This window comes from Paenibacillus chondroitinus NBRC 15376 (genome assembly GCF_004000765.1).
GTDB classification, from domain to species: Bacteria; Bacillota; Bacilli; order Paenibacillales; family NBRC-103111; genus Paenibacillus_E; species Paenibacillus_E chondroitinus.
In genome coordinates, this window is sequence record NZ_BILW01000011.1 from 103,802 (window position 1) to 129,592 (window position 25,791).

Annotated in this window: 21 protein-coding genes; 15 read left to right on the plus strand and 6 right to left on the minus strand. The window is 44.1% G+C overall.

Features of this window, described 5'->3' with window-relative positions; genetic code table 11:
• Positions 1-40: 40 nt before the first annotated feature.
• Positions 41-808 (plus strand): sugar phosphate isomerase/epimerase family protein, encoded by a 768-nt coding sequence (locus PCH02S_RS14875; RefSeq protein WP_127454284.1) that lies wholly within the window; start codon positions 41-43, stop codon positions 806-808.
• 58 nt (positions 809-866) lie between these two features.
• Here the strand turns inward: PCH02S_RS14875 and PCH02S_RS14880 are convergent, their stop codons facing one another.
• From PCH02S_RS14880 to PCH02S_RS14905, 6 genes are all read right to left on the minus strand, one after another.
• A complete protein-coding gene (locus tag PCH02S_RS14880; RefSeq protein WP_127454286.1) occupies positions 867-1,280 on the minus strand; it encodes a DoxX family protein in 414 nt (137 codons plus the stop codon).
• 189 nt (positions 1,281-1,469) lie between these two features.
• Positions 1,470-6,173, minus strand: a complete 4,704-nt coding sequence (locus PCH02S_RS14885) for a X2-like carbohydrate binding domain-containing protein (protein ID WP_127454288.1) — start codon at positions 6,171-6,173, stop codon at positions 1,470-1,472.
• A gap of 284 nt (positions 6,174-6,457) precedes the next feature.
• A complete protein-coding gene (locus tag PCH02S_RS14890; RefSeq protein ID WP_127454290.1) occupies positions 6,458-6,637 on the minus strand; it encodes an H-type small acid-soluble spore protein in 180 nt (59 codons plus the stop codon).
• Positions 6,638-6,763: 126 nt separating this feature from the next.
• A complete protein-coding gene (locus PCH02S_RS14895) occupies positions 6,764-7,291 on the minus strand; it encodes a C40 family peptidase (RefSeq protein ID WP_127454292.1) in 528 nt (175 codons plus the stop codon).
• A gap of 320 nt (positions 7,292-7,611) precedes the next feature.
• Positions 7,612-8,160 (minus strand): DUF3231 family protein, encoded by a 549-nt coding sequence (locus tag PCH02S_RS14900; protein WP_127454294.1) that lies wholly within the window; start codon positions 8,158-8,160, stop codon positions 7,612-7,614.
• A 50-nt stretch (positions 8,161-8,210) separates the two neighbouring features.
• The gene (locus PCH02S_RS14905; protein WP_127454295.1) at positions 8,211-8,558 is read right to left on the minus strand and encodes a winged helix-turn-helix transcriptional regulator; all 348 of its coding nucleotides are present in this window, start codon (positions 8,556-8,558) and stop codon (positions 8,211-8,213) included.
• Between the two features lie 184 nt (positions 8,559-8,742).
• Here PCH02S_RS14905 and PCH02S_RS14910 point away from each other — a divergent pair, with 184 nt between their 5' ends.
• The 14 genes from PCH02S_RS14910 to PCH02S_RS14980 all read left to right on the plus strand — a co-directional run bounded on the left by PCH02S_RS14910 (position 8,743) and on the right by PCH02S_RS14980 (position 25,393).
• Entirely contained in the window at positions 8,743-9,321 is a 579-nt protein-coding gene (locus tag PCH02S_RS14910) for a TetR/AcrR family transcriptional regulator (protein WP_127454297.1), read from the plus strand.
• A gap of 25 nt (positions 9,322-9,346) precedes the next feature.
• Positions 9,347-9,688 (plus strand): DMT family transporter, encoded by a 342-nt coding sequence (locus PCH02S_RS14915; RefSeq protein WP_127454299.1) that lies wholly within the window; start codon positions 9,347-9,349, stop codon positions 9,686-9,688.
• On the plus strand, positions 9,688-10,002 hold the full coding sequence (locus tag PCH02S_RS14920) for a DMT family transporter (protein ID WP_127454300.1): 315 nt from the start codon (positions 9,688-9,690) through the stop codon (positions 10,000-10,002). Before PCH02S_RS14915 ends, PCH02S_RS14920 begins: the two co-directional genes overlap by 1 nt.
• A 129-nt stretch (positions 10,003-10,131) precedes the next feature.
• Positions 10,132-10,836: a metal-dependent hydrolase gene (locus PCH02S_RS14925; protein WP_127454302.1), complete on the plus strand. Its 705-nt coding sequence runs from the start codon at positions 10,132-10,134 to the stop codon at positions 10,834-10,836.
• A gap of 239 nt (positions 10,837-11,075) precedes the next feature.
• Positions 11,076-14,276 (plus strand): hypothetical protein, encoded by a 3,201-nt coding sequence (locus tag PCH02S_RS14930; RefSeq protein WP_127454304.1) that lies wholly within the window; start codon positions 11,076-11,078, stop codon positions 14,274-14,276.
• 42 nt (positions 14,277-14,318) lie between these two features.
• Positions 14,319-15,257: a YbjN domain-containing protein gene (locus tag PCH02S_RS14935; protein ID WP_127454306.1), complete on the plus strand. Its 939-nt coding sequence runs from the start codon at positions 14,319-14,321 to the stop codon at positions 15,255-15,257.
• Between the two features lie 127 nt (positions 15,258-15,384).
• Positions 15,385-16,326, plus strand: coding sequence for a carbohydrate ABC transporter permease (locus PCH02S_RS14940; RefSeq protein WP_127454308.1), 942 nt, complete (start codon positions 15,385-15,387; stop codon positions 16,324-16,326).
• Entirely contained in the window at positions 16,323-17,171 is an 849-nt protein-coding gene (locus PCH02S_RS14945; RefSeq protein ID WP_127454310.1) for a carbohydrate ABC transporter permease, read from the plus strand. Before PCH02S_RS14940 ends, PCH02S_RS14945 begins: the two co-directional genes overlap by 4 nt.
• A gap of 123 nt (positions 17,172-17,294) precedes the next feature.
• Positions 17,295-18,614: an ABC transporter substrate-binding protein gene (locus tag PCH02S_RS14950; protein ID WP_127454312.1), complete on the plus strand. Its 1,320-nt coding sequence runs from the start codon at positions 17,295-17,297 to the stop codon at positions 18,612-18,614.
• Positions 18,615-18,722: 108 nt separating this feature from the next.
• On the plus strand, positions 18,723-20,345 hold the full coding sequence (locus PCH02S_RS14955) for a response regulator transcription factor (protein WP_164819572.1): 1,623 nt from the start codon (positions 18,723-18,725) through the stop codon (positions 20,343-20,345).
• Positions 20,342-22,126 (plus strand): cache domain-containing sensor histidine kinase, encoded by a 1,785-nt coding sequence (locus PCH02S_RS14960; protein WP_127454315.1) that lies wholly within the window; start codon positions 20,342-20,344, stop codon positions 22,124-22,126. Before PCH02S_RS14955 ends, PCH02S_RS14960 begins: the two co-directional genes overlap by 4 nt.
• Positions 22,127-22,170: 44 nt before the next feature.
• On the plus strand, positions 22,171-23,181 hold the full coding sequence (locus PCH02S_RS14965) for an aminoglycoside phosphotransferase family protein (protein WP_127454317.1): 1,011 nt from the start codon (positions 22,171-22,173) through the stop codon (positions 23,179-23,181).
• A gap of 34 nt (positions 23,182-23,215) precedes the next feature.
• Positions 23,216-23,563, plus strand: coding sequence for a VOC family protein (locus tag PCH02S_RS14970; RefSeq protein ID WP_127454319.1), 348 nt, complete (start codon positions 23,216-23,218; stop codon positions 23,561-23,563).
• A gap of 705 nt (positions 23,564-24,268) precedes the next feature.
• Positions 24,269-25,393 carry an MGDG synthase family glycosyltransferase gene (locus PCH02S_RS14980; RefSeq protein ID WP_164819573.1) on the plus strand — a complete coding sequence of 375 codons (1,125 nt, stop codon included), beginning with the start codon at positions 24,269-24,271 and terminating at the stop codon, positions 25,391-25,393.
• The last annotated feature ends 398 nt before the right edge of the window (positions 25,394-25,791 follow it).

The window sequence follows — 25,791 nt, forward strand, 5'->3', positions numbered from 1 at the left end:
TATATGAAATGACTCAAATTTGACGAATGGAGTGATAGGAATGAGAATCGCCGCGCAACTGTATACGCTTCGCAACTTTCTGAAAACACCCGCTGATATTAGCGAAAGCTTGAAAAAAGTTAAGCAATTGGGTTATAACGCTGTACAAGCTTCCGGTATTGGACCAATCGACATTCAAGAATTTAAAGCGCTTGCAGACCAAGAAGGGTTGACGATCTGTGCCACTCATATCGGTTATAATGACTTGTTGAATGATATGGACGCCGTCATTAAGAAGCATCAAGCATGGGATTGCAAATATGTCGGTTTAGGCGGACTTCCTCCGGAGTTTCGGGAGAACAGCCAAGGTTATGCCACATTCGCCAAACAAGCTTCGGAATTTGGCAAACAGTTGAAAGATGCCGGGTTGCAATTTATCTATCACAATCATGATTTTGAGTTCGCCAAATATGAGGGGAAGACAGGCATGGACATTTTGTTTGAAATGTCGGATCCTGATAGCGTCGATTTCGAATTGGATGTTTACTGGGTACAGGCAGGCGGGGCAGATCCCGTGGAGTGGATACGCAAAATGGATGGACGTATGAAGGTCGTACATTTTAAAGATATGATTGTGACTCCGGATCGGAAACAGCGTTTCTCCGAGGTCGGTGAAGGCAATATGAATTTCAAAGGAATTATTCAAGCTTGTGAAGACATTGGCGTGGAATGGGCAGCGGTTGAGCAGGACGATTGCTATGACCGGAATCCTTTCGAAAGCTTAGAGATTAGTTTTGCTAATTTAGCGAAATTAGGGGCAAAAGCTTAGGAGTTTAACTACAAAAAGAACGGCTGCTTTGCACAGCCGTTCTTTTTTATTTAAACGCTTAAACGGTACGTTCTTCTAGATGCTTTACTTGATTCGTTTGACTCAGCATGCCAGCTTTTTGCCTTTTGTGATAATACATATAGGAACCTGCGATAATAATATAGCCTGGAAGAAAGCCTAAACCGGTCATAAAGCCATCCACAGCGATGGTTGAATACACAGCTCCGGTTAAATCGAAGATCAAACCGGCATATGCCCATTCTTTGATTCGAGGAAACCCGGGAATAAGGATAGCTATGACACCTAATATTTTGGCAATTCCAAGAAAGGGAAGCAGATAATCAGGGTATCCCAAATGCTTGAAAAGTTCTACTGCAGACGCTGCTTTTACAGTATCACCGATTGCGCCCATCCCCATAAATAACACCACTAATGCAGTAAAAATCCAGTAAGGAATCGTAATTTTTTTCATTGCTTTCAGCCTCCTAGGATCGTATCCATTTGATTTATGTTATAAATATACTCTATCAGGAATATTCCTGTCAAGGAATATATAATCCTTAGGCACGCATAGTGGAAAAGACTTATTTTTAAGATAGAAAAGGGCATTTCAACGAAGTTGAAATGCCCTTTTTCCTTGAATGTGATCGGAGTGTCAGAATCACTCCACAAGTTCTCCACCGGAAGCCAACGGCTCAAACGAATGGCGTACGGAAGCTTCTTCAATGTCATGAACAGCCCAATGACTGTCTGGTACATCAGTCCATGGCGAGTGGACGATTCCATGAAGTGGTCCACGGCCGAGTACCCGATTGATCACGGTAACGGCTTCTGCGCGAGTGAGCGGATTAGCTGGTCCGAAGGAGCCATCTGTATAACCGTTCAAGTAGCCCGCAGCTTGAGCGGCTTTGATTGCGTCTTCGGCCCATAGGCCGGACGTATCCGTAAAGCCTGCTCCGGATACTGCGGTAGCCACCGCAAACCGGGCGGCAAGAGCTGCCATTTCCGCCCTAGTAATCGGCTGGTCCGGTCTGAAGGAGCCGTCTGCATAACCTTGCATCAGACCCATACGAGACACTTGGGCAATCGCATTATAAGACCAAAGCTCCGGTTTCACGTCAACGTATTCGCTGCCGCTGGCTAGTGCCGGTTTGGCCGCAATACGCGAGAGAATCATTGCCATTTCTGCGCGGGTAATGCGATTGTCGGGACGGAACAAGTTGTTCTCATAGCCTTGGATGTAAGGCTCATGCGAGAAGGACAATGTCCGGCCATCGACTTTCAAAAGGGCAAATGTACTAAATTTGTTCGTCGTGAATTGAATCCCGCGACCGCCTTGGTGCGTGGTCACAGTGCCTTTTTTAAACTCCGTGGTCCCGTCGCTGTGTTCAATATAGACACCGATTTGTTGCAGCTCCGTATCACTCAATTCATCTGGAAGCGGAAGAACGAGAGTAACCTCTTGATCATGCAGGTTCGTCGTTATGTCTACTGGACGGCCAATCAACGAGGTTCTTGCTCCTCCGGTAACGCCTAGTACAACTGTCGCCGCGTTCGCGCGACGTTCCAAGTCCTGGCGGGCAGCCGAAGCTTTCATCGGAACAAGATTAAAATAACTTTCATCTTTCAAGTTTTTAAGTGAATGGTTAGCAATCAGGACTTGAACGTTAGCCGTATCGAGAACAAGGTCAAGACCGCTGTCGCCAAGCAAACTGAGCGACTCTTTACTCAATTGCACAGTTGTCATGGATACGTCATCTTTGGCATCCGGTAAGGAGATAATAGCTGAATTGGCGTCAGCAGTCTTGGACTTCTGAATCAACGTTTTCGCATTATCGCCTGAGATCTTGACTTCCTCTTTGCTTGTTCCGTCAGTTTGAGTAGTACGCACGACATTCCATGCGTTGGTGTTCACAATCACGCCTCCGTAACCTCCTCCATAGCCGCCGCCACCCGTTTGAGGAGTGGAAGGTGTGCCGCTATTCGCGGCAATTTCATATTTGAACGCGTCTACAAGCATGTAGCTGCCTGATTTTTTGAGCGCTTTCAATGTATGAGTACCTTTCGGAAGTGCCGAGATGCGGTAAAGACTTTGACCGGCATTTCGAATGGCTGAATAGGCATTGATCGTTTGCTTCAACTCCCCGTCGATATAGATGTCGATATCACCCAGCTCTGGACCGGTTGGTGCGAGGAGTTCGATCCCGGTTCCTGTGAACGAGTAGAGGTAAGAGTCTCCATTCACAGAAGTTGCATGGACATCATCCGCATAGTCGCCTGCGAAAGAAAAAGTAAGCTTCAAGCTGCCGACTGGTTGAGCGGCGAGATATTCTTTTTTAATCGTCACTTGCTGCCCGTTAATAACATAATCGGCAGAATTCACGAGCTTGCTCGCGCCGTTCGAAATGCTTTGAAGACTGTCAGGGTTGCCCAAGAGGTTAACGCTCACATCTGCGGCCGTCGTTTTATTAAAATCAGCGGCAGAGATATCCATCAGGTCGGGCTGCTGGACTTTGAGCGCATCAATCAGCATGAATTGACCAGACTTTTTGACTGCTTTCAATGTATGAATACCAGGTGTCAAATGAGTAACGGTATAGACTTCTTGCTGAGCTACGTTATGCGAATTCGCTCCGAACGTATGAGCCGTTCCATGTAGTTGACCGTCGATATAGATGTCCACATCGCCTTGGCCTTGATCGACTTCTGTTATATAAGTAATGCCCGTGCCATTAAAGGTATAGGTGAAAAAATCGTTGTTTTGCTCAACATAATGAACGTCCTTGCCATAGTCGTTAAAAGGCCGGTTCGTGCTGCGGTTCCAAGCTCCGGTGTAGTGGATCTCCGAGTTGTCGTCATTGATGTAAGTGAACCTTCCGGGAGAAGCAGAGTTGCTAATGGTAATGGCGAACGTTCTCGGACTTCCTGACTGGAAAGTGAAGGTCAAATTCGTAAGACCAACAGGCTGTTGATTCAAGTAGGATTTTGAGATTTTCACCACATCATTCGTAACGGTGTAGTCCTGTCCAGGGATTAAGCTGACTGTGCCGTTCAAAATGCCTGCCAGGTTGTTAGTGCTTCCGAGAGTAAGCGTTGTAAAGACATCAGCTTGTGCGGATGTTTTTTTGTCAAAAGCAGCGGCTGCGGGATTGAGGGACGTTCCAGTGATCGCGATAGACAGGGATTGTGAGTCACCACCGGCAAAAGTGAACGCCAGTTGGACAGGTTGCCCCGATGGCTGCTGGAGGAGGAATTCTTTCTTGATTGTTACAAGATTGCCTCCGCTTATCGTGTAGTCCGTATTGGGCTGCAGGGATACTGCCCCATTATTAATGCCTGTCAGCGAGCTTGCGCCAAGGAGGAGATTCGTCGTGATGTCTGTTGGTTGATCTTTGTCAAAGCTGTTCGTAGAAAGTTGGCCAAGCAGCGTTTCCGTCGTCACCTTTAAAGCATCCAGGATGAAATAGTATTGGCCGGTGCCGTTTCTTAGCACTCTAAGCGTGTGCTGACCTTGCGGAAGATCGGCGATACGATAAACCGAGTATAAGCCGGATTGCTGAGGACCTTCAGCATCGACAGTGCCTTTCAGCTGTCCATCGATATAAACGTCCATCCGTCCATTGGATGTGCCCTGCTCAGAGAACAGTTCAATGCCAGTGCCTGTGAACGCGTAGCTGAATTCCGGCTGCGTTCCGTTGTCCGGCTCACCGTAATGAACATCATCCTGATAGTCTCCGAAAGGCCTTCCTCCGCTGTGACCCCACTTGTTCGAATACTGAATGAGTGGATCCGTATCGTTAATATAGACTGAATGTGAGACAGTAGAGTCCAATGCATTCACTGGCAGTGATACATGAGTTTCGATTTGATTAGAAGGAGCAGGGGAGGAGTCCGTAATGGCAATGGACAAATCTTGCGCATCGCGAGCCAGCTCTTTGCCGCCGTTACGTATCCAAGTGCCCGTGTATCTCAGGCCTGTGTCGTCGTCATTGACGAAAGAAGTACCGTTTTGGGCCGTCACTTTGAATAGGCGAGAGGCGTGTGGCTCCAAGGAAACTGGGCCATAGCTTGAAGTGTAAGTGCCAAGTTCGGTATGGCTCCACAGGTCACGAACGGAAGCAGGACCATTCAGGCCGATGTCGTTCCAGTTAACGGTGACAGGCGCTGCTTTGTTGCCCAGATTGAAAAGCGCAACCGTGTACGTACCGTCACCGTTATTCGCATACCAGACTTGCTGATTGGTCGATGTTGAAACCGGGTGAACGGGCCGTCCAGCCTGATTAACCGCGATGACTTCGTCATTCGTCAGCAAGTCAAGACCATAGGCGTCGAGATTGGACAGGTCGTCGCCAGTATAAAACTGCGCGGCCGAGGCAGCCCACAGCGTAGCTGCTGTTTGCCTTTCGTCTTTGGTCAAACCGGAGGTTGCGCCATTACCGACATTCAAGGAGTCGAAATCATTCCAACCTCCCGGTCCGGCATCGCGCCACCACAGGGCTGCGTCAGGGAACAAACGCGCAATGTTAGCCCATTGCGTCATACCGACCTCGCGGTCATAGGACTCCACGTCCCAATCGACCCGCCAGCCGTTCGCGTATTTTTTCCAATAGTCCACGTAGTTGTGATCGAGAGCCCAAGATAACTCAAACCAAATCTTGTGTCTGCTAAGCGCCGTTGACCAGGCTTTAACATCGTCACGCGCATCGATGCTGACATCATTATGCCCGGAGCCAGGTGTGACGCTATCGAATTTAACGAAATCCACGCCCCAGGAAGCGATGGCGTCCGCGACGGAATCGATATATTTATGCGAGCATGGATTGCCGAAATCAATTTTATATCCAATGTTCCAATAATCCGCGAATTTATATGGTTTTACGACGATATCACCGATGTTACAGCCAGGAGCATTATAAATAGGTAAGTTCTGAGTGACCGCTTCAGGCGAAACGCCGGGAATTAAATAAAGGCCGATTTTTTGGCCGTTACCGTGGATGTAATCAACGAGATTCTGAAAACCCCCCGGATAAAGTGCAGCGCTGGGCACCGGTCTGCCGTATTCGTCCATGCTGCCGTTCCAGCCCGCATCGATATTGATATATCTGTATCCATGAGCCTGCAATTTCTCATGCATGGCGTCCGACATCTTCTTGATCTTCGCTTCGGAAATCCAGTTGCCGGACGGACCATCGTAGACCTGCATGCTGTAGCTGCTCCAGCCCATATACGGCTTCTGTGCCAAGCCATAGTCTGCGGCTTTGACCTTGCCTTCTCCGGAAGGGATGTAGCCGATCTGCGCAATGACAACGATAGCGAGCAGCAATCCAAGCCATACCTTCCTTCGGCGTTGCAATCTGCTTTTCATCTTCACTTGTCTCCTTTGTCGTTGAAATAACTACATTTATGTAAGCGCTACCGCACTCGCACATGTCCGATTATATAAGATCATTTCTGAATGTGGATAGGTACACTTCTGCCCCAAACCGTACCAAATGGCCGTTTTTTATAAGAAACGCGCACCCTCTTTGCACTTTACGAACCGTTGGGCAGGCCATACCTCGAAACTTCTCAGAGGGGAAATATAAAAAGAAGCTGTCCCCCTAGTAGTTTAACTACAGAGGCAGCCTCTTGGATGTGTTTCTGCAAATTTTAATGCTCGACCAAACTGTGAAGAGGTACTTCTTGTTCTTGATCAGGTTGATCTAATGGATAAATTCTTGCCGTTTCATTCGTTTCATCAACATTTTGAATATAGATAGGAACGCCGTTGCAAGAAACGTTAGCCATAACCGGTGAAGCAGCGATTTGTGAGGCACGTAGTTTGTTCACGTCAATTATTCTCCTTCAGGTAGTATAAACACGAAACATATTGTTTCCTCTCTGGCGCTTAATTATTTGAGAGCATATAAAAAAGGAGCTAAGCACAGAAAGTGGCTTAGCTCCTCATTCAATTGACTATTTAATCACACGTCGCGCTGTCATGTAGTGAGAATTCCAATAGGAATTAATCGTAGTGATTTTCACGCCGCCAGCACCGTAAGTATTAAGCATCTTGTTGTTCCCAAGGTAAACGCCTACATGACCGACTCCTGATCTGCCAGGGACGGAGAAGAATAGCAGGTCGCCTTTCTTCCAATTGCTTTTTGAAACGAAACTACCAACTTTGGATTGCTGAGCAGCCGTCCGCGGCAAGGTTATGCCGTATTTACCGAAAATGTATTTTGTCAGTGTCGAGCAATCAAAGTTACGCGTTTGTCCAACTGCTGCACCGAACTTATAAGGTGTGCCCAGATATCTTTTGCCTAGTGCAATAATGCTATCCGCTTTTGACGTTCCTGTAATTGTAGCGTCAATAGTAGCAGTATCATTATTCGTAGCAGCTTGAGTAGGCTGTGGACTACTAATTACCCCTCCTGAGATAGCAACGGTCGCTCCAATTGTCAAAATAGCCAATCGCTTGCTCCATTTATGATGTAATTTCATAGTTATTTGTCCTCCTCCTTGTTGTGAGCGCTAATTTCTTAGCTGAGCCTAGTATAGCAGACTGGAAGTCTCCTATAATTTGCTAGGAGAGGGGAAAACCGTGGGCTGGCAAGGGTCAAGCCTGCTTTATTAGAAAACCATGAGAATCTTCTAAAAAAATTATTCTTGACTAGCTAAGTTACTATGAAACCCTGTTAAATCAACAGTTTTGCCATGCAAAACAATGATTTTCTATTCCGAATTCGTTCATATGTTCATATAAAAACAAAGAGCAGTTTAAACTAAGTGCTAGTTTAAACTGCTCTTTGTGGTTGATTTGGTCATTGCGTAGGCAAGCCATTCGGAACATAGTATGGAGGGATTTTCATCCAGCCGCGTTTCCGCATTAAGGTTTTTAATGAAGCTCCATACTTCAACTTCTCTGCCTGAAAACTGGCAAACATGAACCCTACATCATTGCGCACGGATTGAACGGCACCGGTTGCACACATCATGTAATTGGCGACAACTTTAATGGAAAGCGCATTGGCAATCTCATCATCCGTTAATTTGACACCCATTGGGATGGTCAGAGGGTCGGACTGGGGCTTTTTTTCGGATACCGGAGGGAGACTTACGCCTTCTCGCAGCATAAAATCCCTTATTATATTTGATTGCGCGGTTGCTATCTCCATAGATCCATGTAGGGCATCTAACAATTCGATATCAGTTGTCGTATTGAGTCCAATTTGTACGCTTGCTATTTCTTCTTCGAGCATGGTTAAGTACGTCCAGCAAGTCATGGCTTCGCCTATATGTAAAGGTGGTTTCGGTTCGTTATCAACGAGTGTTTTCATCACATCAAGAACCGTTTCAAGTATGTTTGTCAATCTAATATCATCCTTTGTTTTATTCGTTAGTTTGTTTAATCGTACAAAAATTATTCGGATTTGCTTTTTTCTATTCCATATAACTCGTTCATATGCGCGGCATGAGACATTCCCCAATCGTTTATTGCTTGTAAAAGAGGTATCGTTTTTTTGCCATATTCGGTTAAGGAGTATTCAACTTTTGGAGGGATTTGAAGAATGATTTCACGGTTCACGATATCTTGAAATGCTAACTCTCTTAATTGCGCGGTCAGCATTTTTTTCGTTATATCCGGGATTGCTTTATGAAGTTCACCAAATCTCATCGTTTCATGCTTAAAAAGGTGTAAGAGAATAACGGGTTTCCATTTGCCGACCAGAATTTCATAAGCAACTTCGACACTAGAACCATCAGGCAAATTGATGTCCTCCTTTTATAACGCCAATTTCATTTGCCGTATATGTTAATAGATGATTCTAAATTAAAAACCAGAACAAAGCGGACGAATAAGGTGGCTTTTTTTGTGCTGCAGCGTTATGAGTTGCCATAAGTGTGAGTAAGTGATACAATGTCCTGACGAACGTTCGGAAGGGAGAGGTAATATGACTGCTGATCGAATTAAAGAGATTGCCCTCAAGCATTTTGCCAGTAACGGCTACGAAGGTGCCTCACTCGCTGATATTGCAACGGATGTAGGGATAAAGAAACAATCGATATATACACACTTCAAAGGGAAGGATGAACTTTTCCTTTCGTTGCTTGACGATGTGCTAGCCAGGGAATTGGCATTTGTTCTTGATTATCTAGAAAGCCATAAAGATCTTGCCGTTGACCAACTGCTTTACGGTTTCCTTATTCAATATCAGGATTGCTATGAAAAGGATGATAATACGAAGTTTTTTTTGCGTGTAGCCTTTTTCCCGCCGACTCATCTCTATGAGGTCATTGTCAAAAAGGGTTATCACTATTTAGATACCTTGGACACGATGTTAATCCCACTATTTGAGCAAGCAATTGCAAATGGAACCATAAGCAAAGAGGTCAGCAGTAGCGCGGCGACCGTTGCTTTTTTAGCTGTGCTGGATGGTATGTTCGTAGAATTGCTGTTTGGCGGGGTCGAAAGATCAATGAAAAGAATAGAAGCTTCTTGGTTTGTCTATTGGCGCGGCATCAAGAAGTAAATCAACAAGAGGAGGTTCACACACCATGAATCGCAATTGGATTTATATTTTTATAGGGGCCTTATTTGAAGTTTTATGGGTCACAGGTTTAAAACATTCGCATACAACGATGATGTGGATAGGCACAATCATTGCGATGTATGTCTCGTTTCATCTGGTTATTAGCGCATCTACGAAACTGCCGGTGGGTACCGTCTATGCGGTCTTTACGGGAATGGGGACTGCAAGCACAGTTTTGGTAGAAATGCTGGTGTTTGGAGAACCGTTCAGGTTTCTCAAAGTATTTCTCATTCTCCTGCTTTTATCCGGTGTATTCGGACTGAAATTTGTCACGAAGGAGAATGATAAGAAAGGAGCTGCCGTCTAATGGGTTGGATTTTTCTGATGTTTGCCGGTATTTTCGAGGTCGTAGGCGTTGTGGGCATGAACCAAATTAATAAGGCGAAAAATATTCGCTCGTTTAGTCTTTTCATCGTTGGTATTGTTATGAGTTTCTCGCTTTTAAGCTTGGCGATGAAAAGTTTGCCGATGGGCACTTCTTATGCCGTCTGGACAGGGATCGGTACAGTGGGCGGAGCCATCGTCGGTATGCTTTTTTATGGTGAGTCCAGGGATTGGAAACGTTTGATGTTCATTGCGATGGTATTGGCTGCGGCCGTTGGTTTGAAATTAATTGCCTAACCACATAGATATCGATTTACAAAAAAATGCATGAATAAGACGCTATCGCTCGTGAAGAACTGTTTCCTAAAAATAAATCCTATGTAATAATAGATATAAAAAAGTAAGAGGTAAAGGAGTACATCTTCAATGAAAATCAATTATCATGGTCATGCCTGTATTCAAATTCAAACGGGAGATAAATCTCTCATTATCGATCCATTCTTAAGCGGTAATCCTACGGCCAAAATTAAGCCAGAGGACATCAAGGTGGATGCCGTGCTGCTAACGCATGCTCATATGGACCATATTCTCGACGCAGCGCCTATTGCGAGCGCTAATAACGACGCACCGGTTGTTTCTATTGTCGAGCTTGCGTCTTATATGTCTTGGCAGGGTGTAAAAAATACCGTCGGCATGAACATGGGAGGCACATGCGATTTGGGATTCGCTAAGGCGAAAATGGTTCAAGCGTTCCATAGCTCAGGCATTGTTATTGAAGAAACGAAGCAAATTCTGTACGCGGGCATGCCTGCCGGGTTCCTTGTGTTCGCAGAAGGTTTAACGATCTTGCACGCGGGAGATACGTCCTTATTCAGCGATATGAAAATGATTGGCGAGCGCCATCCGATCGACGTAGTTTTCTTACCGATTGGAGACTTCTATACCATGGGACCGGAAGATGCCCTTCAAGCCGCGGAATGGTACAACGCGAAACTGACAGTGCCGATTCACCACAGTACATTCCCAGGGATCAAGCAAGACGCGGAGCTTTTCGTAAAGCAGCTTGAAGCGCGGGGATTAAAAGGCAAGGTCATGGCACCTGGCGATGAGATTGAGATTGCGAGTCGCTAAGATGGGTCTGAGGTAGGATATGTTGATGATTTTGTCGAAAGTTTAAGTGAGACTTCAAACATTATGAAGAACCGCGAGAGTCATATGCTCCGCGGTTTTTTGTTTTTTTAATGATAAAATATTTCACAATTTGTAGTGGCGGTCATGGTATAATCGAACTATTATTCGACAACATGAGCGTATTTTTTCAAATAATAGAGAATGGCATGGATTTATTGTAGCTAAAGGGGGGCTTAGTTGTGAGTGAACATACATCCGCAAGTCGGACAACTAGCAGCCAAACATCTGCTCAAGCTCAGCCGGTCAGGTCCGAGACGGAAGTTCCAAGCACCTTGGATACTCGTCAAATGACACCTGCAAGTATGATGCAAATGCAGAGAACGCTGGGGAACAGGGCGGTTCAGGGTATGGTTCAAAGGATGGGGAATACGCATCCCGTTATTCAAAGAGCGGGAGGAACGAGTGCAACCCCAGGTCCTGCCATATCTCAAGAGCAGCAGCAGCGAAATGCTGATTTAGTAACGGCGCGTGACGCGAAAGTTACGACACTTGTAGATAGTTCTTATACGGAAATAAGCGAGAAGCTGAAGCGAACGATCGATACATACTTGACTTCGGATTCCCAAGCGGATCCGATTCGAAAAAATGTGAAAGAAAAAGTGAAAGCAGAAATTCGAGCAAGCATGGGGTCAACGGGTACAGCAGAACAGAGAGAAGATGCCTATAAGTTCGCACAAGCAAAAGCGGATGGCATAATGATAACCAAACTTAAAGAATATGCCATTGAAGTAGCGGATAGCGAGTTTGCCGTCAGCAAAAAAACAGCCATGAAGGATGAAGCGAACAAAGCCTATCTGTTTACGCCAAATCTAAACAATGCCACATATGAAAAACAGAAAATAAAAGCAGCAGGGGATGCAAAGAAAAAGCTGGATACATATTCCAAAACCTTATTTACTAATTCGGTTACGGCTTCCAAAAGAGCCATTGCCTTGAAGTTCGCTCCCCCGACTGCAGCCGGAGGTACCTCCGGTTTTGATTCCATCAGTGTTGGAAGGGCTGGAACGGATGAGTTAACCAAGCGAATTGGTCTTGAAAGCCAATTGGTCGACTTAGACGTTGTGAGGCAAGAAACTGTCGACGGGACGACTAGAGACATTAAAGATATGGAAGAAATTTATCTAACCATCCTGTTCGCTCCTATGAAATCAGCGGTTTTATCCAAATTAGGCGTAGGCCGAAGGGCGTTCAGAAGATCGGCGGAGTTGAATGCGTATCGTGAAGATCTTAAAAAAGCAGCGCGAACCAAAGTTAATGCACAGATCAATAACGAGATTGATAATCCATCAAGCACTTCAACCCCAACAAACGCTGCCCCAACAGGAACTACTCCGACAAGTGGGACACCGACTGGCGCAACCCAGTCTTCAACAAGTACTCCGACTCCGGGGCCAATGCAAAAAGAATATCTGAAAACGGCTACGAAGGCTGTTGCCTATAAGGAATCCAAAGTCCTAGTAGACGATGTGATGAGGGATGAAGCTAATCTCATTCTGGAAAGGGTCATTCCTAAAGCCCTTACCATTGAAGAAATGACAAAGGTAGCAAAAAGCTCAGCATATGAAGTGGCTAGATTACCTGCAGCACAGGCAGATAAGATACGTGCCGCAAGCGTCAAGGCGGCAGAAGAACACGCAGCTAAATTACTGAAGCTGAACAAAGATAAAGCTGTACTTGAAGCCAGGAAGCTCACAAAAGGAACAAAAGCGGAAGGCACTACGGCAGCGACATTACCGGATGCAGCTAAAACCACGCAAATTAAAGAAGCGGTTCAAAATGATGATAAAACGAAGAAACTTGCCAAAACGATTGTCAGGTCCGTAGAAGCAAGCGATTTATCTTCCGGTTTAACGAAAGTCGGCCATTTAATCGATATTTCTACACCTAATCCAGGGGATGCAAGTTCATTAGAATTAGAGCTGAAAATTCCAGTTGCCTCCGCAGCAGGCGGTGGTAATGCCTACTTCCTTTTCGGTTTCGCTGGGGAGGCGGAGCGTGAAGCGGATGAATTAAGTGTGAATTCCCAACTGACTTTTGGTGCAGGATTTACAACCTTTGGTTTTGATGCAAACGCACGTTTTGGGCTATTCCTTGAAGGAAAAGGTAAAGATACAGCTACTGTCATGAATTTACTTTCCTATGGGTTATACAGACAGATGCCGGAAAGCGCACAGGCATACTTCTGGGGTAAAGGCGGTAAATCCGGCGAGTCAAGCTTGATCGAAGCTGAGAAGTGGGCCATGATGATCGAGGAAATGCATATGGGTGATGACGAAGCCGAGGTTAATGTTGGTTTCCTTACGAAATTAGCAATGGAAGCTAACGTAGGTGTCGCATCATTTTCTGCTGAGCTGGCATTCAAACGCCTCAGTAAATATAACAAAGAGATTATTGAAGCGAAGGGCAAGGATGCAGCTGGTAATGTGATGTCTGCGGCAGAGCGTTTAACGGCTGAGAAGTCCGGTAATGGTATTGGCAAAGGCGAAGTCAATACGACCGTAGAAGCGGGAACTGAAATAGAAATCGAATTTGGAAAACACAAGGTTGCGTTTGGTCTTGAAGGCTCTGCAACTTTCTTAAATGGGGACGAAACCAAGCTCAAAGAATTGAATCTGCAGCTATCGGCAAGTATCCCTTCGCAATTCGGAGAAGAGGGTGGAGATTTCACCAAGTATGCATCCAAAATTGTCACTGCTGCGATTGGCGGAGGTAAAAACCTTACTGCACTGTTTAAGAAGGGGATGGCTTCCAAGGCAGATAAAGCCAAACAAGTGACTGGTTCTTTAGTTGATGCTGGAACCGATGCGTTATACACGGGAAATTACTTCGATGATATTGGAGCAAGCTTTGCAAGTAAAATCCAAGGCGATGAAACGGTTAACGATACCATGCGATCCTGGCTGCCTGGCCAAGATTCAGAGGCATCCGATATTGAAACGGTTGATAAAATTGGATTATCCAATGCGCTTAAACTGGAAATTGGTTTCCAAAGGGAATATGATGGAAGAAGCGTACCAACCTCACCTTGGGTAATCACAATTTCAGCTTCTCAAGTAAAATCGCTGGAAGTTGACGCAGAAATTGTTAAGGTTGCTGTAGAGAAGTCCAAGCGACTAGGGCAGTTGGAATTCCGGAATGATAAAACCATGAAGTATGAGTTTATCGGTTTTGAGGGCGGTGGCCAAGACCGACCGGCGCCGACGCCATCTACAAGCACCGCCACGGCAGGAACGACCGGTGCAACGGGAGCGACAGGTACGGCAAGTACGGGAAGTACAACGAATACAGGAAGTACGTCGAGTACTCAATCAGCACCGGTTCAAACTCCAGCGCCGAGCACAACGACTACAGCAAGTCAGGTTCCAGTGGTCACGCCATGAAATAGATGCGTAGAAACAACATGATGTAAAGGAGGTTTGTAGATGGTTGATCTGAGAGATAATGGCGACGAGGAGAAATCAAGTTTGGATTTTGACATCGAAATCGTATTTCAGACCCTCGTTGGTGATGCATTGAAGGCTAATGCGAAGCGAATAACCCTTGCTGAATTTGAGGGGAAGTCGCATTGTACGCTGTATCTTGTAGTGGAATGGGGCGTATATCAGCAATTGTTAGCCGGCGAATGGATGGGGCTGTTCGCACAAGGAAGCAATCGAGATTTACAAGTGAAATTCGATGAGAATCAACCTGTCGAGCTTCAAGTCATGTTAAAACAAAGCCTTATGAAAGCTGCTCTTCGCAAAGGTTCAGAGATCGAAAATGTGCTGCAATCCTTCGTTGAGGAATCGGAAGAATCGCGACCTCTGCGCCAAAGCGAAAGCTGGCTGATCACTGAAGTGAAGCAGCAAATGAGTTTGCCGGATGGACTAGATGGGGGTACTTTGAGAGTTGGCTACCGTACCCAATGGGGCGAGCCTGCGGTCTCAAAGGCAGCGTCCACCATCGTTAAATCTACTTTAAATGAAGTCGTGGACGACTATCTGAAACGGATGGAATTGCCCTTTGAATGGGTGGATGAAACCATTGCCCGCTTATCATTCTCAGGAGAGAATGGCGAATGGATCGTGTTGGTTCGTACCGATGAAGAGAAGCAAATTTGCATTGTATTTTCCATTTACCCGGCGTTAGTCCCCGAAGAGCAGCGGACGGAAGTGGCGAAATTCCTTTTCGAAGAAAATTATGATTTGGTGATCGGCAATTTCGAAATGGATGCAACCGATGGAGAGCTGCGGTATCGAACAAGCATCGATGTAGAGAATGACCGATTGACGATGGAGCTTTTCAACCAGCTTTTTACTACCAATGTCGTGATCATGGATCATTACTACCATGTGATTGATGACAGCATTCAGAACGTATAGTTTCAACAAAGTCCGCTAAATAGCGGGCTTTTTTTCTGAGTAAATTGAAAGAAATTGGAGTTTACTATTATAGTAATGCCTATCGTTTGTTTCTATAATAAACTAAAAACACAACGAGGTGAGCTACATGGAAACAACAATTGTAACCTCAACAACCAAACGTCGGTCTACAAAAGTAAAACGATGGGATTCCTTTATTACCGGGCATTTGTTTATCTCGCCTTGGTTAATCGGATTCTTATTGTTAACGCTTTATCCGATGATTCAATCCCTTTATTATTCATTTACCGATTTTTCTTTACTTGAAGAGGCGAATTGGGTAGGGGGCAGGAATTACGAGAAAATATTCACGGTAGACACTAGATTCTATCAATCTGTCAAAGTAACTTTTCTCTATGTGCTTGGCTCCGTTCCTTTAAGACTGATTGCCGCATTATTCATTGCAATGCTCCTTGCCAAGAGCCTTAGAGGGATATCGGCCTATCGAACGATGATTTACTTCCCTTCGTTAATCGGAGGAAGCATTGCCGTATCGCTATTATGGAAAAATATTTTTGGCAGAGACGGGTATATCAACGAAGTTCTTGGTTTATTCGGTATCCAAGGCATAGGCTGGATCAACAATCCAGACACCGCTTTGAGCACATTGGTTCTGCTCGTCGTGTGGCAATTCGGTTCAGCGATGGTTATCTTTCTGGCAGGCTTGAAACAAATCCCACAAGACCTGTATGAAGCCTCCTCTGCGGATGGAGCGGGGAAGGTTAGACAGTTTTTTAACATCACCTTACCGATGCTTTCCCCAACGATCTATTTCAATATCATTATGGGAATCATTGGTGCCTTCCAAATGTTCACGCCGGCAATGATCATCACACAGGGTGGACCAATGAATTCTACGTATGTGTACGCTTTATACTTATATGAGCGCGCTTTCAGTCAACTGCAAATGGGATATGCCTCCAGCCTTGCATGGATTATGTTGATCATTATTGCACTTTCGACTTCCGTCATCTTTCTTTCGTCCAAGTATTGGGTTTTCTATGAATCTGAAAAGGAGGAACAGAAATGAGTACCTCTTTACAACGTAGACATATATTCACTCACGTCATTCTAATATGCTTGAGCGTCGCCATGATCTATCCAGTCCTGTGGTGGGTCGGAGCTTCCTTAAAATCCAATCAAGAGCTGAGTATGCCCGGTCTGTTCCCGGCACATCCGCTATGGAGCAACTTCTCGAAAGGTTGGAACGCCATTCCCGGCCATTCGTTTACTGATTTTTACATCAATAACTTTGAACTCATCATTGGACTTCTGTTTACGACGGTCATTTCTTGCAGCTTGGTTGCCTTTGGGTTTGCTAGATTGCAGTTTCGGCTGCGAAATTTCTGGTTTGCAATCTTAATGCTTACCTTGATGCTGCCAGGTCAAGTAACGATCATTCCACAATATTCGTTATTCCATCATCTCGGTTGGGTTAATACCTATTTACCGTTCATTGTACCTCACTCTTTGGCTGGGGGAGCAGGAGGAACCTTCTTCGTATTCTTGCTTGTCCAATTCATTCGCGGGATTCCTAGAGAACTGGATGAATCGGCGAAAATGGATGGCTGCAGCTGGTTCGGCATCTATTGGCGCATCGTGATGCCACTTACGAGACCCGCTCTTTTAACCGTTATTATCTATTGCTTTTTATGGAATTGGGACGACTTTTTTGGCCATCTGCTCTACATCAATTCGGTCGATAAGTATACCGTAGGACTGGCCTTAAGAATGCTCAATGATTCGCAGTCCGCTCAGCAGTGGGGACAACTTTTGGCGATGGGGCTTGTTTCCATCATCCCGTCGGTGCTCATTTTTACATTTGCACAGAAATATTTCGTGGAAGGAATCGCCACGACAGGGATTAAAGGTTGAGCGAATATTAGGAGAATTTTGAAACAAATCGTTGGGTACTATCATAGGCATGATGATTTGATAGAGCTATAGTTATTAAAGATAGAAAATTCAAACTACTATATCACGAAGGGGTTATGACGAATGGCTACAATGAGAAAAAGACTGACAATCGCCATGTTAACAACAGCAATCGGATTATCGTTAGTAGGATGCGGTGCGGCAGAATCATCGCCTAAAGCAGCCGAAAGCAAGAGCCCAGGCAGTACAACGAATGCTACAACAAGCAATAAACCTGTTAAGCTGCGCATAATGTGGTGGGGTTCTCAGCCACGTCATGATGCGACATTAAAAATGTTGGAGCTTTATACCAAAAATAATCCAAATGTCACGTTCGAACCGGAGTACTCAGGGTTTGACGGGTATATCGATAAACTGACGACACAAGCCGCAGCGAAAAATGCTCCGGATATTATTCAGATGGACGCAGCGTGGCTGGCAGATTGGAACGCTAGAGGCCAGTTGGCGGATATCAGCTCTATCAATGAAAAGGATGTAGATCCTAAACTGGTTGAAGCTGGGAAATACAAAGATAAGCAAACGGCAGTTCCGCTTGGGGGGAATGCTTGGGGTCTTATTTATGACAAAGGCTCACTGGACAAACTCGGAATCAAGCTTCCGGCTGAAGGGATTACCTGGGATGCATTTTTCAGCCTAGCGAAAGACATTAAGTCCAAGTTGGACAAGGATCATTACGTCATTGGGGATTTTGCGAGAAATCGTGATATGTATACGTCTTATCAATTAAGTAAAGGAAAAGGATACCCCGTTACACCGGATGGAAAGTTTAATTTTGATAAGGACACATGGTTGGAATGGATGAAAATGGCCGAAGATTTCCGCAATGCGGGTATTATTCCACCAGCTGATGTATCGGTTAGCGACGTTGATTTGGATCCGAAACAAGACTTGATGCTTACTGGAAAAATTATCTTCAAAGCAGCGCATGCAGCACAAGCTTCTTCCTGGGATAGCTTGAAACCTGGCAGCATCGGTGTTTATGCGATGCCTAAGGACAAGCAAGGCGGAAGTTGGTTGAAGGCAACGTTCTTCTTCAGCGTTAGCCAAGATTCTCAGCATAAAGAAGAAGCCAAAAAGTTCATTGACTGGTTTATTAACAATCCGGAAGCAGGAGAAATTTCGGGAACAACACGTGGTGTGCCTGTCTCAAGTAAAATTCTCGCCCAATTACAACCGAAATTCAGTAGCGCCGATAAATTGACAATCGATATGATCAACATGGCTACACAAGGAGCTCAACAATTTAATCCGGGTGCAAAAGGCTGGAACAATTTCGATACGAAGGATTACAAAACGATCACAGAATCGATTATGTTTGGAAAAATGAAGATTGAGCAAGGTTTTGACGAGCTGAAGAAAAAATCGGCTGAATATGAAAAATAAGTAGTTGTAAGCACCCCTTAGTTAACATAGAAACCCTAATTCGGTTATTCTGATGTTATAATTAAGGGGTGCTTTGACATGACACCCGTTTTTATAGGAGGCAACGAGATGTGGAAGGTTGCAATCATTGATGATGATCGGCAAGTACTCAAAGGAATGAAACAAGTGATTCCCTGGGAAGAAATCGGAGCCGAGTTAGTAGGAGAGGGTCTGAATGGAGAGCGCGGATTAGAACTGATTCGGGAGAAAAAGCCCGACATCGTCATCACAGACATTTATATGCCTGTTATGGGTGGAATGAAAATGATAGAAACATTACGCAATGAGAGTTTTGAAGGAAAGATTCTTATTCATAGCGGGTACGCCGATTTTGAAGTGGCTCGTCAAGCGCTAAGACTTCAAGTTGAGGATTACTTATCAAAGCCAGTCTCTAGAAACACAATTACGGAAGTGCTGCTGCGAACCATTTCGTCCATCGAACTTGAAAATCAATCAAAGATTGAGCAGGAGAAACTACGAGACCAAATTGACGAATATGAGCCTTTCGTGCGGAAAGAACAGTTAAAGACAGTCGTGACGGGGACAGCTAGCAATTGGAATGAAATGACACTTTTATGCAACATGAGAGAGGATCAAAGCCATATCGTCCTTGGATTAGAAATTCTAAGAACGTCGAGAATTTCCGATGTCCGGACGCAAGATCGATTATTATTTCGTTTTGCTATTAAAAACATTATGAAAGAAATTCTCCAAGCCGAAAAAAGATCTTATGATTATGTTGAATTGCATGGCTATCATGCCGCTTTAATTCTTCATTTTGAAAAAAACGCGGTGTATTCGGAGCATATCGATCATATAAGAACTATTGCCAAGAAAATTATAGAATGTGTACAAGCCTATCTCGATATTACAATCCGAATTGGTATCGGCAGATTCACCGAGAATTGGTCCAACCTATCGGATTCGTTGGAAGAGGCTTTTCAACCACTGGTCCCGGATGCCAGAGTGCTTCAATCAACCGGCGTGTTTGAATATGTGAATACGGAGCGTTTCCCCGCCAGTCACATCCAGACGACGGCCAAACCGATTAAGTTTTATCAACAAATTATTGAAGATATCAAAACAACGCAAGGCAAGAATGCTGAGAAGTTGATTGAAAGTTATATGGCTACCTTAAGGGTAAGCGCAACCCCTCCTCCATTCAGCTTACTTGGGGCGCAATTTTGGGCTATTTTCAGCTTCGCGCTAGCGGATGAGGATATCCGACTGACGGAGATCTTTCAGGATCAAAGTATGGAAAGCGAATTGAATAAAGTGAATACGTTTGATCAGTATGCAGCATGGTTGCACAGCATTATTCAGCGAATCTGTACGAATCAGCCTTGGCAAGAAAGCTTTAAGCATAAGATGGCCATTGATTTTATCAAACAATATGTTCGTGAGAATTATGCCAATGATATCACGATTGCCGAACTTGCCGATAAAGTGTATATCTCTCGTAATTATTTAAGTCAAATTTTCAAGAATGCAACAGGAGAGACCATCAACAACTATATTATCAGTGTGAAGATGGAAGAGGCTAAACGGCTTATTTTAGAAAGAAAATATAGAATCTATGAGGTCGCAAATAAAGTCGGCTACAATAATATCCCTTATTTTAGTACCACTTTCAGAAAACACTTTGGAATTACACCAGCGGAATTACTCACATTAAGGCGGAATGGCGAATGAAAAAGATGTTTAAAAGATACCGGATCGATTATCTGCTTTTTGGAGGCTTAACAAGTTTTGTCCTCATCTTGCTCACGATTGTCATTTTGCTAACCTACACACTTTCAACAAAAGAACTGGTGCGGGTAACAACCTATTATCAAAAAGAAAATTTGAATGAATTATATAACAAAATTGAAATTCAAATGCGTGCAATTGAGCAAATTTCTCTAGCTGCGACCAGGAATATTGTGACAACGGAATATCCGGACATGACCACTGATTCCTACGTCAATTATCAGAAACGTGAAGAACTAGAAACATTTTTGAGTAATATCGCATATTCTACGCCAATTATTCAGTCTATTGAATTATATACGGGGAATGCGTTTCCATCGAAATCACAAAGTCTTGTTTCATTTATTGACATGAATCAAGCCAAAGACCAAAGCTGGTATGAAGCTGTTGAGAATGCAGACTTCGCATGGATTGGCGAACATACCATTACTTCCAATCAAGGCCGAATAGAAGTCATCAGCTTCGCCCGCAAAATCTATTCGAATAGCGGGAAATACCAGGGGTTCATGATGCTCAACTTGAAATCGTCATCAATTCAAAATCAGATCAGCGGTGAAATCCCGACCTCTAACCGGATACTGCTTGATTCAGGGGGCAGAGTAATCACTTACATCGGTGATCCCTCCTTACCAACGAAGATAAAGTCCTATTTGTTGGACATGAATAATGAAAGCGGTTATATGAAAGTGGGGCTTCCCGAAAGTAGCGACTCGGTTAGCTCTCAAAAGAATACCTTAATGGTATGGGCCATGCATTATAACTCCAGTTGTATGCTCGTTCAGCTCACGCCATTGAACCAAATTACAAAAGGCAGTGTTCACATCTCCGCTGTTTTATCTCTTGTGGGTGTTTCGGCGATTCTGATTGCCTTGTTGTTTACCTTATATTTTTCGAATCTATTCATTACACCTATACGTCAGCTGCTCCACGAAATGGGGAGATACACAGCTAACACGAATAAAGTGAATCTGCCGGAAGACTATCAGAATGAATTCGGTGTGTTATTCTCCGGTTATCGCAAATTAATGGATCGCATCAAGTCGCTATATGTTTCATTGGAGAATCAATATAAGGAGCAAAAGAAAGCAGAAATCAAAGCGCTGCAAGCGATGATAAACCCACATTTTCTGTATAACACGTTAGATCAATTAAATTGGATGGCACTGACTGCCGGGCATGATAAATTAAGTCAAATTCTTGAGCTGATGGGGAAAATGTTTCGAATCGGGCTGTCCAACGGCGAAAGCCTTATCACGATTCGCGAAGAGTTTACACACGCGTTGTGCTATGTGCAGATCCAGCAGCTGCGCTGGGAGGAGGGGTTGACCGTTTCCATCGATCTGGCAGAGCATTTACAAGATTGGTACATCCCCAAAATGACGTTACAACCGTTCATTGAAAATGCGATTATGCATGGATTTAATGAGCGATTAACCGGAAATATTACCATTAGCGCCAAAGAAGAACAAGGAGATGTTATTATTCAAATCACGGATGATGGCGTCGGGCTGAAAAAAAACTGGAATGCCCAACGGGAAGGAAATACGGGCGGTTACGGGATACGGAATGTAAAAGAACGTTTTGAAGCCTTTTTCGGGACCCGTTATCGAGTCGATATTGAAAATAATTCGCAAGCCAGCGGAACGAGGGTAACGGTTCAATTTCCAGTGCTAAAATACAAGCAAGAAGAGATGAATGTCAGCCTCGGAGCAAGTATCCCATAATCATCTTGGAATTGGCGTAACCAACAGAGGAGAGGTGAAAGAAGATGCGCGAGCCTAAGCCTTATTGGCGTGATGTACCCCTTACCTTGAGGAAGCAAGTGGAAGAGAAGATGGCAAGCTCGATTCGAACGGCAACTCGTGTGTTCGGAGGATATGGACCGACGGCAACGTTTCGTATTTTTTTAGAAGATGGAAGAACGCTGTTTGCCAAGGGAGCAGGACAGGGATCACTACCAGAGAATTGGCGGGTGCTTCCGTTAGAAGAAGCCGTGTATCGTGAGGTTCGTGCGATTTCGCCGATTTCCCCACGTTATTATGGGTCAGTCAGCACTCAGGGATGGCATCTATTATTACTGGAGGATTTAAAGGGCAGTAAGAAAGTGCCGGCTTGGACCGAAGCATTAGCGGTACAGGCGATGCGCGACCTAGCCCAATTTCACGTACAGGGAATCGCCGAGGCTGATAAGGTGGAAGCGATGTCTGCCCGTGGTGTAACGGAGAACTGGCTTTCCATGAAACAGAGCAGCGAAGAGCGAAATTATTTTCTTGACTTGTTTCACGAGAATAGAGATGAAGCGGAGGCTTGGCTGGATGCGGTACTTGATGTTTTGATTCCTCTTGAAACGGATCTTATGCGTCAAGACCAACCCTGGGGTTTGATCCATAAAGATATACGCTCGGATAATCTTCGTTTCAGAGACGGAAGATTAGTGTTATTTGATTGGGCATTGGCTTGTAGAGGCCCTTTGCTATTTGATATTGGTTTTTTCTTTCCTAGCTTGGAAGGGGAAGGAGGGCCGACCGCAGAACATTTATTGCCTATTTACAAAAAGGAAATGGCTGAATACGGCATTAAATTCCCCGAATTCGCCGAGCAAGCTGTTGCCGTTTGTGCGGCAGGATTCTTTGCTACAAGAGCGGGGAAACCGCCAATTCCTCAGCTCCCGCGGCTTCGATATATTCAGTGTTTACAGCTGGGACCTGCGCTGCGTTGGACATGCAATCTATTAGGTCAGCCACAACCGCCTAAATTGTCTCCACTAAAGGATGAGTAATTGTTAATCTAATCAAATACGTTGGAGGATGGGTATGAATCCAATTCAGAACAAAATCGGTGGCGTTTTTCTTCCAGTCAGCAACATAGAACAGGCTCGTGACTGGTATTGCGATATTTTAGGCTTACCGTCGGATGGAGAAGTTTTGTTCGGGCATATTTACGTTTTGCCGATGGAAGGGCCAAGCCTTGTGCTGGACAGCAAAATATATGCACCTGATTACGTTTATAAAGTGCCAGCCTTTCAATTTCGCACCGATGATATCGTTCAAGCCTTTGAATTTATGAAAGCAAAAAATGTTCAATTATTAACTGAAATCGAAAATGATCACTGGTTTAACTTCAAAGACCCAGATGGAAATGTATTAATGATTTGCAAGTAGTACTTAAGATTAACTCCCTTATCTCTTAAATTTTCAGGAATATAGGCGCCCTCCTGTCAAATCCAATGGTGTCTGGTATGCGATTGGCAATCAGCTGCTGCACCTGCTTGAACACCCGAAAGGCGAAGCATTGTGAATGAGCGTCATTGATTCGGGATGCTGCATATAATTCATAACATGAATTAATTAAGAAGAGGCCTCCCTTAAGTCAGACCATGGGAGCGCCTCTTTTTTGAACATTCGTTAGCCATTAAATAGCGACAAATCTAAGAATTTGAAGAAGGAAAAGTCTTCTAAGAACAACGACACCACGATTATTCATAAATCGAAGAACAATGGAGTTACGATTTCTGGAGACCACACGACCGTTAAAAACGGTAATGAACCCATTGGCACTGCGGTAAACAATACCATAAAAGTGGTTGATTAATAAAGCCATTTCTATCATTCCTTTCTAGCGAGGATACTTTAGCATATGCTGGAATGACTTGTCTGTGAGGGCACATTTAATAGATTAGTATGGAAATATGAATTGTTTCTGAAAATTTACATCACGGCAGATCACCTACTTCATATCCCCATTGGCATATGTTATGGTTAAAGAAAATTGAAATAGATCCGTGCAACTCGCAATACATTGAAACTGTAGGAACAGTTATTTATATCCGTTTATTAAAGTTTGTGTTGAAAGGTGGTATTTCAACGATGCCTTTTAATCCTCGCATCTTAATTCTTACGGCTAGTTATGGCAATGGACATATTCAAGCTTCTAAAGCGCTGCAGCAGCAGTTCTTCAAACAAGGTATAGAGCAAGTGAAAATTGTTAATCTCATGAAGGAAGGCCATCCGTGGATCTACTCAATAACTTCTTCGTTAATCAGTAAAAGTACAAAAAGCTCTAAATTAGGGCTCGACTACTATGGTTGGAGCTATTATTTAACACGTGAAACGAAAGAGACCGCGCTATTTCAGAGATCAATGACATATTTGGGTCAAAAGAAACTGAGAGAACTCATTCAAAAAGAACGTCCGGATGTTGTTGTCAACACGTTTCCCTTCGGCGCCGCTCCAATCGTTTGTAGTGCAATGGGGGTCAAAAATTTTACAGTACTCACGGATTACGCGTTGCATGCAACTTGGCTGCATCCAAAAGTCGATCGGTATTACGTGGCAACGGAGGATTTGAAGCAACAAATTATTTTTAAAGGATATAACAAGGATTGTATAGAAGTCAGCGGCATTCCGCTAAAACAAGAGTTCGCAGCAGCGAGCATTCGCGCGCAAACGCAATCTCAGCGAAAGAAAATTATCCTTATCATGGCTACGGAAAGCGGAGTAACCAGTTATCTGGATGAAATGTTGGATTCGCTGCTGCTTCTTAAAGACTGTCAGCTAGTTGTCATTTGTGGCCATAACGAGAAGTTGAAAGATCGACTTGAGGCAGATTTTGCTGCGTACCCGGGGATCACCATTTTAGGCTTTGTTGATAATGTTCACGAGTGGATGTCAAGAGCCATGTGCATTGTAACGAAAGCAGGCGGTTTAACGTTGACAGAGGCTATAGCTTTGCGACTGCCGGTTTTTGTATATAAGCCAAACGGCGGTCAGGAGAAAGAAAATGCCTTGTATTTATCCAGGCTCGGTGTAGCTTCAATCGCCAATAAGATGGAGGACTTTTACATAAATATTGAACAATTCATACGCCATCCCACTAAAAGCGAAGAAATGAGAGCTCGTATGGCTAAGTTGCAGCGCCATCATGCAGCGGCTCACATTGTTAATGATATGATGATGGTTCTGGATAATCCAATTATGTCCGCTTTAATTTAAGTTATAGATGGATCAAGGAGTCTGCTGCGAAGCAGCTCCTTTTTTTGTTGAGGAATTTGAACAAGTTAGGTTGGAAAAGAGAGAAAAATGATAAGCATTTGCTGAAAGGCTGCTCCTAATATACATTGAATGACAAGATGCGTCTAATAACGAGCGAGTTGTTCGGAAAATAGAAGAAAATATTATTTCTAAGGAAATATCCAAGATAGTACTAACTGGTGTATAGCATTAAGTTTTGATAAAGTCACAGGGATTAACCTTGTACTAGAGAAGTTACTACAAACCAATAACATTAGTATTAATAACCTTGAAAAGGGATAGTAGATATGAACCCTTTAACGTTTGTTTCAAGTTATGACAGCAACTTGAAAGTACAAATTGATTTTGATTGGAATGGA

Coding starts and splice junctions, on each gene's coding strand:
- PCH02S_RS14875 (WP_127454284.1), top strand. CDS start 41: ATGAGAATCGCCGCGCAACTGTATACGCTTCGCAACTTTCTGAAAACA.
- PCH02S_RS14880 (WP_127454286.1), bottom strand. CDS start 1,280: ATGAAAAAAATTACGATTCCTTACTGGATTTTTACTGCATTAGTGGTG.
- PCH02S_RS14885 (WP_127454288.1), bottom strand. CDS start 6,173: ATGAAAAGCAGATTGCAACGCCGAAGGAAGGTATGGCTTGGATTGCTG.
- PCH02S_RS14895 (WP_127454292.1), bottom strand. CDS start 7,291: ATGAAATTACATCATAAATGGAGCAAGCGATTGGCTATTTTGACAATT.
- PCH02S_RS14910 (WP_127454297.1), top strand. CDS start 8,743: ATGACTGCTGATCGAATTAAAGAGATTGCCCTCAAGCATTTTGCCAGT.
- PCH02S_RS14915 (WP_127454299.1), top strand. CDS start 9,347: ATGAATCGCAATTGGATTTATATTTTTATAGGGGCCTTATTTGAAGTT.
- PCH02S_RS14920 (WP_127454300.1), top strand. CDS start 9,688: ATGGGTTGGATTTTTCTGATGTTTGCCGGTATTTTCGAGGTCGTAGGC.
- PCH02S_RS14925 (WP_127454302.1), top strand. CDS start 10,132: ATGAAAATCAATTATCATGGTCATGCCTGTATTCAAATTCAAACGGGA.
- PCH02S_RS14935 (WP_127454306.1), top strand. CDS start 14,319: ATGGTTGATCTGAGAGATAATGGCGACGAGGAGAAATCAAGTTTGGAT.
- PCH02S_RS14940 (WP_127454308.1), top strand. CDS start 15,385: ATGGAAACAACAATTGTAACCTCAACAACCAAACGTCGGTCTACAAAA.
- PCH02S_RS14945 (WP_127454310.1), top strand. CDS start 16,323: ATGAGTACCTCTTTACAACGTAGACATATATTCACTCACGTCATTCTA.
- PCH02S_RS14950 (WP_127454312.1), top strand. CDS start 17,295: ATGGCTACAATGAGAAAAAGACTGACAATCGCCATGTTAACAACAGCA.
- PCH02S_RS14955 (WP_164819572.1), top strand. CDS start 18,723: ATGTGGAAGGTTGCAATCATTGATGATGATCGGCAAGTACTCAAAGGA.
- PCH02S_RS14960 (WP_127454315.1), top strand. CDS start 20,342: ATGAAAAAGATGTTTAAAAGATACCGGATCGATTATCTGCTTTTTGGA.
- PCH02S_RS14965 (WP_127454317.1), top strand. CDS start 22,171: ATGCGCGAGCCTAAGCCTTATTGGCGTGATGTACCCCTTACCTTGAGG.
- PCH02S_RS14970 (WP_127454319.1), top strand. CDS start 23,216: ATGAATCCAATTCAGAACAAAATCGGTGGCGTTTTTCTTCCAGTCAGC.
- PCH02S_RS14980 (WP_164819573.1), top strand. CDS start 24,269: ATGCCTTTTAATCCTCGCATCTTAATTCTTACGGCTAGTTATGGCAAT.